The 12,836-nt window shown below is 65.5% G+C and carries 11 protein-coding genes; 4 read left to right on the forward strand and 7 right to left on the reverse strand.

Annotated features, from left to right (window positions below; all coding sequences use genetic code 11):
- Positions 1-18 precede the first annotated feature (18 nt).
- Positions 19-465 carry a hypothetical protein gene (locus P5P86_RS19545; protein WP_280609119.1) on the reverse strand — a complete coding sequence of 149 codons (447 nt, stop codon included), beginning with the start codon at positions 463-465 and terminating at the stop codon, positions 19-21.
- A 163-nt stretch (positions 466-628) separates the two neighbouring features.
- Here P5P86_RS19545 and P5P86_RS19550 point away from each other — a divergent pair, with 163 nt between their 5' ends.
- From P5P86_RS19550 to P5P86_RS19560, 3 genes are all read left to right on the forward strand, one after another.
- On the forward strand, positions 629-1,492 hold the full coding sequence (locus P5P86_RS19550; protein ID WP_280609120.1) for an ATP-binding protein: 864 nt from the start codon (positions 629-631) through the stop codon (positions 1,490-1,492).
- Between the two features lie 41 nt (positions 1,493-1,533).
- Positions 1,534-2,109, forward strand: coding sequence for an STAS-like domain-containing protein (locus P5P86_RS19555; RefSeq protein ID WP_280609121.1), 576 nt, complete (start codon positions 1,534-1,536; stop codon positions 2,107-2,109).
- 871 nt (positions 2,110-2,980) lie between these two features.
- Positions 2,981-4,024 (forward strand): hypothetical protein, encoded by a 1,044-nt coding sequence (locus tag P5P86_RS19560; protein ID WP_280609122.1) that lies wholly within the window; start codon positions 2,981-2,983, stop codon positions 4,022-4,024.
- A 549-nt stretch (positions 4,025-4,573) separates the two neighbouring features.
- On the opposite strand, the gene P5P86_RS19565 is transcribed toward P5P86_RS19560, so the two are convergent.
- The 4 genes from P5P86_RS19565 to P5P86_RS19580 all read right to left on the reverse strand — a co-directional run bounded on the left by P5P86_RS19565 (position 4,574) and on the right by P5P86_RS19580 (position 8,082).
- On the reverse strand, positions 4,574-4,819 hold the full coding sequence (locus P5P86_RS19565) for a hypothetical protein (protein ID WP_280609123.1): 246 nt from the start codon (positions 4,817-4,819) through the stop codon (positions 4,574-4,576).
- Between the two features lie 541 nt (positions 4,820-5,360).
- On the reverse strand, positions 5,361-6,944 hold the full coding sequence (locus tag P5P86_RS19570; protein ID WP_280609124.1) for a hypothetical protein: 1,584 nt from the start codon (positions 6,942-6,944) through the stop codon (positions 5,361-5,363).
- A 56-nt stretch (positions 6,945-7,000) separates the two neighbouring features.
- Positions 7,001-7,393, reverse strand: a complete 393-nt coding sequence (locus P5P86_RS19575; RefSeq protein WP_280609125.1) for a hypothetical protein — start codon at positions 7,391-7,393, stop codon at positions 7,001-7,003.
- On the reverse strand, positions 7,390-8,082 hold the full coding sequence (locus P5P86_RS19580; protein ID WP_280609126.1) for a hypothetical protein: 693 nt from the start codon (positions 8,080-8,082) through the stop codon (positions 7,390-7,392). The genes P5P86_RS19575 and P5P86_RS19580 overlap by 4 nt, the downstream gene beginning before the upstream one ends.
- A 403-nt stretch (positions 8,083-8,485) precedes the next feature.
- Here P5P86_RS19580 and P5P86_RS19585 point away from each other — a divergent pair, with 403 nt between their 5' ends.
- Positions 8,486-10,237: a hypothetical protein gene (locus P5P86_RS19585; RefSeq protein ID WP_280609127.1), complete on the forward strand. Its 1,752-nt coding sequence runs from the start codon at positions 8,486-8,488 to the stop codon at positions 10,235-10,237.
- On the opposite strand, the gene P5P86_RS19590 is transcribed toward P5P86_RS19585, so the two are convergent.
- On the reverse strand, positions 10,209-10,955 hold the full coding sequence (locus tag P5P86_RS19590; RefSeq protein ID WP_280609128.1) for a protein NO VEIN domain-containing protein: 747 nt from the start codon (positions 10,953-10,955) through the stop codon (positions 10,209-10,211). The genes P5P86_RS19585 and P5P86_RS19590 overlap by 29 nt on opposite strands.
- The gene (locus tag P5P86_RS19595) at positions 10,956-12,833 is read right to left on the reverse strand and encodes an SNF2-related protein (protein WP_280609129.1); all 1,878 of its coding nucleotides are present in this window, start codon (positions 12,831-12,833) and stop codon (positions 10,956-10,958) included.
- Positions 12,834-12,836: the final 3 nt, after the last annotated feature.

The raw sequence follows: 12,836 nt of genomic DNA on the forward strand, positions 1-12,836 counted from the left end.
GCACTCTTGGCGCTGAGTTCAGGAGTTGTCGTCACCGGGAATCCCCCAGAACTCGTCGAGGTGCTTGACCTCGATGTGCTTGTCGTCGGGCACGACCTTCTCCTTGCCGTTGGGCAGGACCTCGGCGAGCACGAAGTCCGCCTGGATCGGCACGCCTGCTGCGATGGCTGCAGCCTTGATCGACTCGCCGGTCTGGCTCTGGTCGGTCAGCCACACCGACTGCTCGTTGACGAGCACCGTCACGACCGCGGTGAACCGCTCACCGTCAGCAACCTCGACGACCTGGTCGTCGCGGTACAGGTGACGCTCGCCGTTGGGCGCGACCCGGGCGAGGTCGAACTGGATGGGGTCGGCCCCAGCGAGGTCAAGCAGTGCTGCGGCCTCCTGTCGCGAGCCGGAGACCGTGAACGGCTCCTCGTTGATGGTGATCCGCAGCTGTGTGCGGCTGTGGGTCGTGTCGGTCATTGTCTGTTCCTCAGCTTCCAGTCGTGCGCAGATCGGCGACCCACGGCTTCACCGCGTTCATGGTTTTCACGGTGCACAATGAAAGCGTAGCAGAACGCGAGCCGGGCACCATCTCTCTAGGCGAATCCAGGCAAGGCGCAGCCGGTTGCGGCAGACTGCGCGGGTGGAGTTGGTGCTGCTCGGCGAAAGGCCGCTCGCGCAGGCGGCGCTCTTGAACTTCAACTCCGACCCGGACCATCTTGTGATCGACGCGGCACGTTTGACCTTCGCGTGTCCGCTAGACCTGGCCGGGATCGTTGCGACGGCGAACTGGGCCGCGGCGGCATCGATGCCGGTCACACTGAAGATGCCGGTCGACCCGAATGCAGCGTCGTACCTGCAGCGCATGGACGTCATCCAGCTGATGCCACCGAGGATTGACCTCGTCGGGCGGATGCCCGTCGATGCGCGGACAGATCTGCGCAACAGGTTGTTGGAGGTCACGCCGATAAACCCGTCGAACGTCGACAGCGTCCAGGAGCGTCTAGGTCGGCTGATCGATGCCTTCTATGCAGAGCACTCCGTCGCGGCGGGTCGTCGCGTATCGACAGCCTGCGGTGAACTCTTGGACAACGCAGTCACGCACGGCTCCAGCCCGACGGGTGCTTTCATCGCGGCACAGACCTACACCGGAACCACGACTGAGGGTCCTCGCTTCGAGGTGGCGGTGTGCGACACGGGAATCGGCGTTCGCGCCCACCTTCGAAACAACCCGCGATACCGGCTCATACCTCATGACAGAGCCGCTCTGTCTACGGCGCTCAAGGCTGGGACCAGCGGAGTGGGCGATGACCGGGGCAACGGCCTCAGCGACTTGGTCTCCCGGACGCGGCACCACGGCGACCTTCGATTCGAGATGCGTTCGGGCCACGCCGAGATCACCGTGGTGGGCTCGCCTACCCACTGCGAGCAGAAGACTTTGGATCGGCAGGATGAGACAGCGGGGACGTGGGCGTGGCTCTCTCACTGGATTGCTCCCAGCGAGTAAGACTATGATTCAATGTCGAAAATGAAACCGGAGAAACGATGATGGAACCCATCCTGTTCGACGTCGTTCAGCTCGGTCAGTTCCCTGCGACCCGAAGCCGAGGCCGCGAGGGCCGCGACCGGCTTGAAGACAAGCTCGTAGGCAAGCAGCGCATCGACCTGACGATCGACTTCACCGGCGTGAACGCCATGACCATCAGCTTCGCCGATGAGTTCCTCGGCAAGTTCTTGTCGACCTTCGACACCGAGAAGTTCGAGGCCACCGTCAAGCTCGCAGGACTCAACGCCGAGAACTTCGAGGCAGTCGAGATCTGCCTCGAGCGTCGCGACACACCGGCAGCAGTCGTCAACCCCGACGGCTCGCTCACCCTCGTGGGCGATCGCATCCTCGCCGACACCTTCGCTGCAATCCCGCAAGGCAAGGAGTTCAAAGCCAACGACGTCGCCGATGCACTCGACCTGAGCGCACAGAACGCCAACAACCGGCTCAAGCGTCTCGCCACCGCCGGTGCCCTACGCAAGACGCGCTCGTCGGCCCCTAGTCGCGGCGGCAAAGAGTTCGTCTACACGGTCGTCACCGCGGACGTACCGGACGGACAAGGGCTCGTAGACTCCTAATCGCCAGTGCTCGGACCGCGAGCTCGCGCCGTGCGCGAACTTGAGATCCCGTCGCTCTTGCGGATCGGTCGTGGAAGGTTGTGTACCGACGCGGAGCTGCGCTGCCGAGCGCCGGTCAACCGGTGGGCCGAAGAGCGGATGCTTCATCCGGCGTCTCAGCAGATGAGGAGGTGAACTCCACCCACTCGGCGGCACCCTACAGGTGGGCATCCAGGGCTTGGGACGCCGGCAGGTCTCCGCGGGCGCACCTCAGGGCGCGCGCAACACCCCCGGTCAGACCGGCATCGGAAACCGGTGACGCTGTTGGTCTCGACGGGCGCCTCCGGTGGGGCGCCGGCACGCTCTCCTCGTGGTCCACAAATTCCATGGCTCCTGTCCACCACTACCCACGGCCGTTGCGCCCTCGGCGAAGCGCCTCCAGGGTCTTGTTGAGTACAGCGGCCGCGCGGAGCGCACGCTCTGCTCGGGCCGGGTCGGTCGTGTTCGTTGCCGTGGCGGCTAGAACGATGACCCCCCACCACCAGACCGAGTCGGCACAAGGCCATCAGGACAAGCGCCAGGCCGGCCAGAGCTCCGAAGACGACCGCATGCGACAGCGTGCCGCCCGCTAGCTCGACAGCGATCCGTCCCGCGTCGGAGGGCGGCAGCGCAACGAGCCTCGTTAGCGTGTCCATCGCCTCCACCTCCCACCCTGCTCTGCCTCGTGCCGCCTCATCGCCGCCAGTGACTCAAGTCTGGCCGCCGAGAACGCGTCGCAGGACGGACTGTGTGTACACTTTGGACTGTCCGGAGCGACATCCACTCGCTAAACCTCGTGGAGTGTTCCGGACAATCCAAAACGTCCTCGCCAAAAGCCCAGAGTGAACTTGCCGTGACGCAGCCGCCGACCGACTCGAAGGACCCACGGTCCTCGAGCGACCGGGTCAAGAGCCGGTACGAGGGCCTACGCGTTCTCGGGTGCCAGATCCCGCCGGTGCTGCAGTCGCTGGCGGCCGAGCATGCAGAGGGTGGCTTCGCTCCCGAGCGAATCCTCATTCGCCGGACGTTTGCTCGCCGCGCTCAGCCGTACATCGGCGCGGTCAGCGACCGCCGGCTCCCGCCGCCTGCGGAGAGGCCGCCATCGGTGCGCATCGTCCGGCCGAACGGGGTGGCTCACCCGTTTGTTCTGACCGCGCTCTTTGTCGCGCAGTGCCGCACGAAGCCTGGGTATGCGTTCGTGAACGAGATGGCGACGTTCCCGGAGGCCGAGACCGGGCAGACGCGCACGTGGGCCGACCTCATCGCCGTGCCGTTGAACAAGAAGGCTCAGGCGCGCACGGGCGGACCCCGCCGAGGGAAGCGGATCCTCGAGGACAACCGCCGCCGCCAGATCCACGGGGCGGTGCGCACGCTCGCCGACGGCGGCCAGCGGCTGCTGCACCAGCCCAACGCTGCGAGCTCGTCGCGACGGTACGAGGACTTCATGCTGCTGGACGAGACCGGCGTCGTGGACAAGGCCTCCCTGCGGCGCTACCACGTTCCGGACAAGGCGGCTGCCGTGTTCAGCCTGCCGGCGGCGTTCTTCCTCAACGGATGGCATCAGGTGCTCACTCCGTCCGAAGTGAACTTCCTCCTGATGCTCTACGCATCCGTCGGTAGCCGTGACGCGTTCCCCGCGGAGCACCGCAAGATTGATTCTGAGGAGCGGCTGCGCACCTACGCGCTGTCTCCGGGGGCGTACGGCAGCCACATGCTGTTGCGCGAGTTCGGCCTCGTGGACGTTGTCTACCCGGACGGTCGTGACCCCGCCGATGGCACGTTCGCCGGGTTCAACGAGGGTGAGCAACCTGAGTTGCACTCGTTCCGCATCCTGGAGGCCGGTTTCGACAGGCAGGCGCTCGGCGTGGTGCTTCCTTCGCTGAAGAGTCATTTCTAACTCGGCCGCTGAGCTGCGGGGTCGCGGCGAGACGAGCCTTCACGCTCGGGCCGCACCAGCATCGCCTCTAACGCAGCCTTGTAGTCGTCCAGGGTCACGGACGTACGGGCCAGCGGGTCCTGGTCCGCGGTCACGCTGTCGGCGACAGTGAACGCCACCTGACGGCTCGCCGGGTCGTCGACGTGGGCCGCGTGCGGAGATGGCGACGAGCGCGTCGACGCCTGCCGGGAGGTTCTCCTGTGCATGCCTGTCGAGGAACTCGCGGTGCTCGGCGAGGACTTCTCGTCGAGGCGCTTCCGCTTCTTTTGGGTCGCGCCACTCCAGGGTTGGGTTGGCCTACTGACCTGCCAAAAGGGGGAGGGCGTTGGACGGTCAACCCTCCAGACTCCCGGGTTCGGGAGTCCACGCCAGAGGTTGGCCTGCCGCTCGGGGCGTCGTCCACCGCCGGCGCTTCTTTCAGCCCGAATGCGCGCCGACTGGTCAAGGTCCCGGCCCAAGCAACCGGCAGCGACCAACCGCGTCAGGTCACCGCCTCCAGCGGCGGACCGGTCAACACCTCCCGGGTCCATGTCCCCCGCTCTCCGTGAGCGCGTCCCGCGTCCAGGCGAACCGGGCGTCCGGATGGTCACGCCATCGCGCCGACGCTATCTGGCCGGCCTGCTGCGGCCCGTGCTCGAGCGCGTAGAACCCGTCACCGTGGTAGGAGCAGACCACGAGCTGCCCCTCGAACATGCGGATCTCGCGGACCTCGAACTTCTCATTGGGCGACTTCCCGCCCAGGAACTGCGTGAACATATCTTCGTCCTTTCGCGTTCACTGACGGGAGGCAGCCTGCAACACGGAGGGTCCTAGTGTCGCGTTGCGACGCAGGTCACTAGGCGGGCAAGGAGGTCCGCTACACCTGTGTCGGATGCGAGGCGCCCGACTGGGACGCGCGCCCCGGAGCCCGAATGTGGGTCCCCTCCCCGGCCTTCGGCGAGCGCCATACTGGCGTCGGGAGTGACGTGAACGGCCGGGGCGAACTACGCGGTTGGATTTCCTATGTTTTGCTCAACGTGATTGTCTACCCCCCCGCCCCGTTGGGGGTTCCACCTTTTAACTGGGACCTGCGGAAACACACTCGTGTGACCCGGTCGTGCATGGCTGGTTCGGAACGTCGCGGGTAGCGCTCGGAACGCCATCCTCGTACGCGGGAACGGGCGTTCAGAGCCTGTCGGACCCTGTGCCAAGGTCGACGTGCGCAAGGTCGACCGGCATGAACCTGCTTCGCCGTGTCCGCGCAACCGCTGGCCTGCTCCGCGCCCTGAGGGGCGCCGGGCTGTCGACGAGTGGCTACTCACGTCGCCGGAGGATGGGACGTCGGCTCTCCGGGCCAGGGGTAGATGTCCCACGCGCGCTGCAGGACCGGGTTCGGGCCTACGGGTATGCCTTGCAGGGAGTTCGCGAGGTTCCAGGTGGACCGTTCGGGGTCGTTGGCGATGGCGAGGAGTTGGGATTCAACCTGGTCGAGCGGGAGCGCGGTGAGGCGTTCGAGGTCGCGCAGCGAGGCGATGAGGGTGGGGAACGGCGTGGGCTTAAGTCGGTCGCGCATCCATCCGCTGTTGGCGAGGTAGTAGGGCTCGGCGGTGACGATGATGCCGACGCGGGGACGGTCGCTCGGGACGTGAGCGAACCGCTGGTGGCCGTCGTCGAGGCGCTCGCTGGTCACTGCGAGTTGGCCGAGTGCTTTGCTGAGCAGGGTGGTGATGCGACTCTCGTAGCCGGGGACGGCGGCCCTCTCCCTGAGTCCGTACCGTGATGATTTCACTTCGAACATGACGACTGCGCTGGGCAGCACCAGGAACCAATCGGTGCTCGCTTGACCGTTGCCCTTTCCGTACCTGACCTCGGGGTGCACTTCCGGAGTGGGGGCGATGTTGGTGAGGAGTTGGCCGACGTAGCGTTCGGTCATCTTTCCCAGGTCTCGCCCGAACGCTTCGCCGTAGATGTCCATGCCCCTGTAGTAAAGGGAGCCCGGGGTGACGGTGCGCAGGATGAGCCTGGGCTGCGGCGCGAGGCTGCGCCCGTCAGGCATGCACAGGAAGGGACGTGCCGTGAGCGGGTTGTAGCCGAACCGCTCATCTCCGACGCTGGGCTTGCTCTCGTAGTCGGCTTTGAAGGTGCCCACCGTGTGGGTGAGGTCGGCGGCTCGCTGCTCGATAACAGCGCGGGGCCACAGGTCGTACAGCGGCTGAAGGTCTGGCCGGTCGAGCCACCTCTGGTCGTACCACCCGGCGTTGACATTGGCTGCCGTCTGGAGCAGGAAGGTGGCTCCGACGGCTTGTCCGACCGGCGCGCCGACCATACGTACCCATGCGTCAGGCTCGTTGAGCACCTCCAAGTCGAGTGTCTCTGCACCCTCGACCATGAGGGCGTGGGTACGGCTGACTTCTTCGAAGATGGATTCGCTGTACGGGAACTGGTCGTAAGCCAGCCTGGTCAGCATCGCGAGGGCGTCGACGCCATCCCCCGGGTCCGGCTTGGGTTCGCTGATGTTGCTGTAAGTGTTGAAGAGTCGCCGGAGGTACTCCGGGTCGATGGTGTCGCCACGGTGCTCGTTACCCCACAGAATGGACTCCCGAGCAGCGGCAGCGACCGCCCACGGGGGCGCTGTGAATCTCATCCAGTCCGCGTACGGGCCGGTGAACTCAGCGAGCGTGAGTGCCGCGAGAGCGGGAAGCAGCACTGACGGTCGGATGCGGCGCACGAGTTGCCGGAACTCGCCGAACGGCACGGTGGGCCGGGCGACGCCGACGCTGTGATGGGGACGGTTGGTCACGATGCGATTGAGGTAGCCATTCACCGCTGCGGAGGTCATCTGCTCGGCCCTCAGGCGCGCGGCAACGTCCCCTGCGCCCGCCGCGTTGCTCGTGCTGCCCACCAACGCAGTATCGGCCTCGGCGCCGACTATTCGAGGTGGCAACTCGGCACGAACGCTCAGGCGCCGTTGAGTGCGTCCCCCTCGGCCTCGGCTTCTTCGGCTGCTCGGGGACAGCCGGGGACGTGTTGGTAGGCCTCGTAGGGAGGTTCGCCGAGCCGGAGCGCTATCTCGTTGACGGCGGAGGCGAGGTCGACCTCGGTGCCCGTGAGCCGTTCGATGATGCGGACCTCGCGTATGCAGGTCGGGCATTGACTGGAAGCGTCGATGACCCAGCCTCGCCCGTCGAAGGTCCTGAACACTTCGGCGTCCTGTACGTAGTCGCCACACATGACCCTTTGCACGGTAACGCGCCCCGCGCCACGCGGGTCGTCTGCCGGGAAGTGCCCGTACCAGTCGCCAGTGGCTTCGAGTTCGGCGTAGAGCGCAGCGATGGCGTCGCGGGAGGTCACGCCCCGTCTCCGTCGTCCTCGCCCTGGTCGCTCGACGCGGCTTCGGGCTCGTCAGACGTTGCGCCGGTGGCGGGCTCCTCGGCTTCGTCAGCCTTGGGTGAGCGCCTCGGCAAGTGGTCGTCGAGGTCGTCGGCGACACCAGGACCGAGGTCGAAAGTGAGGTCCAGCGAATCCGGTGCCGCCTCGTCGACCTGTTCCTGCTTGAGCGACTCATGGGCGGCGACAACGCGCCTGGCGCCCGCTTCGCCTTCGAGAGCACGAGCCAAGATGTGCCATTCCTCCTCCGCCTCGTTGGCCAAGGCCCGGTGGTGCAGAGTGACCAAGGCACGGGCCGAGTAGCACGCCTCTCGCTCGGTCTGGGTCTCCCAGAAGTCGCGGAGAGCCACCAGGACCCCGCGCCGATACGGCGTGCGGTCAAGGATGCGGCGGTCCTCTGCGGAGAGTCGCCAGCCGCCGGTCTCGTCCAAGGCGAAGTCGATGAACACGAGTTCGTCGCGCGCGAACTGCAACCACCCGGTGTCGCACCACCGAAGACCGTCACCATCGCGGGACCCGGCGGCAACCTGGCGCACCTCGGTGGCGGTCGAAAGGGGCATGTGCCGGGTCACGGTCGCCCCATGAGCGAAGACGAGAGTGAGAGTGCCGCTGAGCCAATCGGTCAGCGGTGTAGGGGTGTCGAGGTCGGTCATGTCAGGGCTCCCAGTGAGGTCGTCGGCCACGCTCTCCAGCGCGAAGGACGTCGACAATCTCGTCCTTCGGCCAACATCTCAAGCACCACATTTCGGCTGGACCAGACGTCTCGGCGCGACGTCGCGAATTCGTCAGGCGGACGAGATAGTCGACCCCGTGAGCAGGATTGTGGTCGGCGACGACCTGCCCTTGAGCCGATTGCGTGGCCCCAACAGAACGAGGCTGGTCTGCTTCGCGCTGAGGCCGCCACACGGGCAGACCGACGCGCGCCTTGCCCACGTGGAGCGAGGGCGCGCCCTCCGGGGCGGCGACGATGAGCGAAGCACCGAAGTCGTCCATGATTGTCGGTCGGGGCTGGCAAACTGCTCATCTAAGTTCGTTTAGCCGATGACTGGAGGATGGGTGAACCGCGAGGTCGCTGCTGGGCCACTTGAAGTGGTGCTGGCGTGGCTGTTCGCGTCGACAGCCGAGACTCCTGTTCCGGCGGATTGGGTGCCGGGCGCAACCGATGAGGAGCGCGCTCGGCTGGCGGCGCTCGGGGGGTTGGCCAGCGCACTAGTCGCGGGGGGCGACGTCACGCACCCCGCCTTCGCTCACCCGTCGCTGACGAGTTGGCTCAACGATGGGCCGACACCGCCTGAAGAGGTCATCGTCGCGGGCAAGGAGTTGCTGGCTGAATCTCCCGACGAGGGTCTGGCCGGGCTCTATTCCTTGGTGGTCTCCGGGAAGTCCCGACGTACGCTCGGTACCTTCTTCACGCCTCCAGAAGAAGTGACGTGGATGGTCAGTCAATGGCGCGACCACCACGGAACACCAAATGTCGTGGTCGACGTGGGAGCCGGTGTCGGAATCTTCACTACCGTCGCGGCCCAGGAGTGGGTCGATTCCCAGGTCTGGGCTGTCGACATCAACCCCATCACTCTGGGCCTGCTGGCGCTCCGCGTCCGTGACGGTTTCAAGGTCAAGAGGACGGACGAGCCCGGCACTGGGCTTCGGCTGGTTCTAGACGACTTCACTCTGTGGATGCGCCAGGAATACGAGCGCCTGGCCACCGGTCGCCTCATTCTTGGCAATCCTCCATACACCCGCCTGCAGTTGCTGCCGGTCGACCAGCGCGAAAGGCTCTGGGAGGCGGCTGCCGGGTTGTGCGGACGACGGGCATCGCTGTCAGCACTCATCACAGCGATGTCGCTGACAGCGCTCAATCCGGAGGATGGGCTTTGTCTATTGCTACCGGCTCAATGGCTGGAGTCGGATTACGCGACCGGGTTACGCGACTACCTCTGGGCCCTGCGTCGACGCCGGGTGGAATTGCATCTGTTTGACAAGAATGTGTTCGAGGGCGATGCGCAGGTCGACGCCGTCGCGCTCATGGTTGGACCGCAGCAGGAAGCAGACCAGGCCATCGTGTTCTCGGGGTCTGGGAAGTCTCGGATGCACACTGGGCGAGCGAAGGCACCCAAGCGATGGCGGCCCCTGTTCAGTGGCACACCAACCGAGGGCAGCGTCGAGAGCGGTGCTCGGCTTAGCGATGCCCTGACCGTTCGCCGGGGGGTGGCGACGGGCGCTAATGGGTTCTTCGTGTTCACAGAGTCCCAACGCAAGGCGTTGGGACTGGACGAATCGACAGTGACACCGCTCGTACGGCGGCTTCTGGGGCTGCCCGAGGCTCTGACCCCCGAGTGGTTGTCGGAGCGTTCAGCCGAAGACCAATACTGGCTTCTGACAGCGACGCAGACTGACGTCGACGCGTTCGAGGGACTCAGCGAGTACGTGGCTCTCGGAGAGTCCGAGCCGAACAAGTTTCACCTTCGCCACCTGTGCGAAACGCGAGCCGTCTGGTTCGACCTGACAGCCGAGGTCTTCTATCCCGACCTCGTGATTGGTCAGAGCACGAAGAAGGAGTTCCGGTTCGTTGAGGTCGGCGGTCAGGCGACGGTGGTGAACAATCTGTACGGCATGCGGTGGAAGCCAGCCATCGATGTTGCAGTGCGGGCGGACGTGCTCGCCTGGCTTCGCAGTGAGGACGGTCAGGCCGCGATTACTGCTCATGCCCGGACGCAGGGGGTTGGCTTGCTTAAGATTGAGCCCCGGGCACTGCTCGATGTTCCGTTGCCCGAGCGCTTCATATCGCTGCGGGAAACCCTTTTGTGAGAACGCTGACCGGGACGGTGACGAGTGCTTCGGTCCATTTCCCGCCTTGGTCGACCGGCAGATACGTGGCAAGCGTCGACGCCCGGCACCATCCGAGCAGCGCCAGACTGCCGGACTCGCGTGACCGCGTGCAGGCAACGAGGGCCCATTCGGATGGATTGGCTCGTCCGATGTCGTACTCATGCCGGGTGAGGTAGAAGCGCATCGTCGTGGGGCTTAGGTCCGTTGTTTGCGTCTTCACTTCAAGCCGTCGCACTGAGGGCCCGAGAGTGGGCGCTGCTACGTCGTAGCCGAAAAAATCCGATACGAGGCTGACACGCTCGCATCGTGCCGCGAGGTCGGACCGGTGGAGGGTTTCAAGGTCCCGGCGAACACACGCCAAGACGAATTCCTCACCGGCGGCACCGGCCTCAGCCCGGTCGACCGCGTCGGCGCGTTCAGCCACAACGCCAGCGAGCGCGTTGGCCGCTTCGTCGCCGTCGCCGATGGCGGCGAAGTTCGCCAACGCCGGGGTGGGAATCAGGCGACCATCCACGAGCCTCAGCAGGCCAGCAGCGATGAGCAGCCCTTCGCCCGCTCGCAGGCTATCGGGAGAAAACGCTTGGTCTGTCGCCGTGAACCGGTAGGAGTCGCGGGCGTCGCTCTGGTGGTTCCCTCCTGCGTCAATGAATCGCGCAACCTGAACGGCTGCGGCCAACTGGTGACGGGTGGGCTCCACCTAGCGCGCTCCGGCCAGATGGTTCAGAACCTCGGCGATGTCGAGGTCATCATCGAGAAACGGCCCGAAGTCCTCGTCGTCGGGCAGCGAGAGGGCGACGAGACCGGGGTCGTCGAGCATCTGTCCGAGGCGTTGAACCTTGCCCCGCAACCGAGATGCGATTCGCTCGTCGATGGTCCCGGCGCTCGATAGGAGGTAGATGCGGGTCTCGGTTTCGGGGTCGAGACCGAGGCGGTGGATGCGGTCGAGGGACTGCAGATATTGACCGGCATTGAACGTCCGGTCGAGATAGACGGCGTCGTGGCAGACGTGATGCAGGCTGACACCCTCCGCCATCGCAGCCGGGTTGGCGAGCAGAACCTGACACTTCGGGTCCTCGCGGAAACGTGCTAGTTCTCGTTCCCGCGTCCTGACTCCGGGCTCGGCGTCTTCGGCGCTGGGAATACCGCCGTAGACCACGGCGGGCTGCAGAGCGGCCAGTTGCTGTTCGAGGGCAAGCAGGTTGCCCGGGAAGTTGGACCACACGAGGGTCTTCCGCGAGGGCGTCGACTGTGCGTTCCGATAGACAATCTTGCACGCCTCCAGGACCTTCGACGGCACTTCGTATTCGGCGTAGGTTTCAACCATGCGGGCGAGTTCACTCCCCGGCGGAATGGCGAGCGGAGGGAATCTGTAGGCACGTGCCGGGTCGGCGCTCGCGGCGAGCAACTGCGGGCTGGATGCCGCTTGAATGAGGTACATCGAGACCTCGCCCATCCGAGCGAACATCTCCTCGCCGCCTTGGCCGAGGTCCAACATTCCGGCGTATCGCTTAAGCATCGCGTCGTAGATGTCTTGCTGAAGAGGCCCCATCGACACGGGCTGCACGGGCGGATAGACGACGGGTGGGAGGTCGAGGTCTTCCTTGGTGGTACGGACGTAGAGCGGACGGATGAAGGCGTTCATCGACTGCATGGCGTCGGTCGTTGGCTCGGTGACGAGTGCCGCTCTGGGTGCAGATTTCGTTGCCATTCCGCCGGGCCACAGGATGTCGAGCAACGCAATGAGGTCGCGGGGATGATTTGGCGCAGGGGTTCCCGTGAGGATGTCTCGCCGGGCTGCGAGGGGAGCAAGCGCGAGCAGTGCGCGCCCCCATTCGCCGAGGGCCCCACGCTTGGCGCGGTGGGCCTCGTCGACGACGAGATGAACCCGGCGTTGACTCAACCAGGAAATGAGGTCGGGCAACGCCGAACGAAGGCGTTGGTAATTGACGATGACAACGTCAGCGTCACTCTCCAGACGCCCCGTCCATCGCGTCGTGGTCAGACCAGGTTCAACGATGCCAGCCGACTCTTCCTCCCACGCCTCGAACGCCGATATAGGGCCGACGACCAGGAGGCGCTCTACAGTGCCAGCCGCCCGCTCTCGCAGGTGCAGCGCGAGGGTGACAGTCGTCTTTCCAGCACCGGGCACCGAGAAGTTCGCGCCATTCCTCATCTGCCACAGACGGTCGACGTCGGCCTCTTGGAAGTCGCGGAGAACCCGGGTTAGGCGGTGCGCGTACGAAGCACCACCGGGAAGCAAGCGCGTTGGTTCCTCGCCGGTGAAGAGAGCATTGACCACCTGCTGGTCGCTTCGAAGACGCCTGAGCAGCGACTCGACCTCCGGGGCAAGGTCAAGTCGACCGTGCAGTCTCCCGAGGGTCTGCCGCAACAGATGCGCACGGGCGACCAGTTGCTCGGCAGTGACGATGAGCGGCTGGCCTGGCCTCGGCAGCGTTTCGGCCACCATCGCGCCGATGCTCGACCACTCGGTATCGGGGATGGCGGTCCGGGTGAACTCAATGGAGCGTCCGTCGTCCGACATCCGCATGTGAAGGACCGGTTTGCTGCCGTCCACGGG

This window comes from Nocardioides sp. BP30 (genome assembly GCF_029873215.1).
In the GTDB taxonomy this organism is placed as follows: domain Bacteria; phylum Actinomycetota; class Actinomycetes; order Propionibacteriales; family Nocardioidaceae; genus Nocardioides.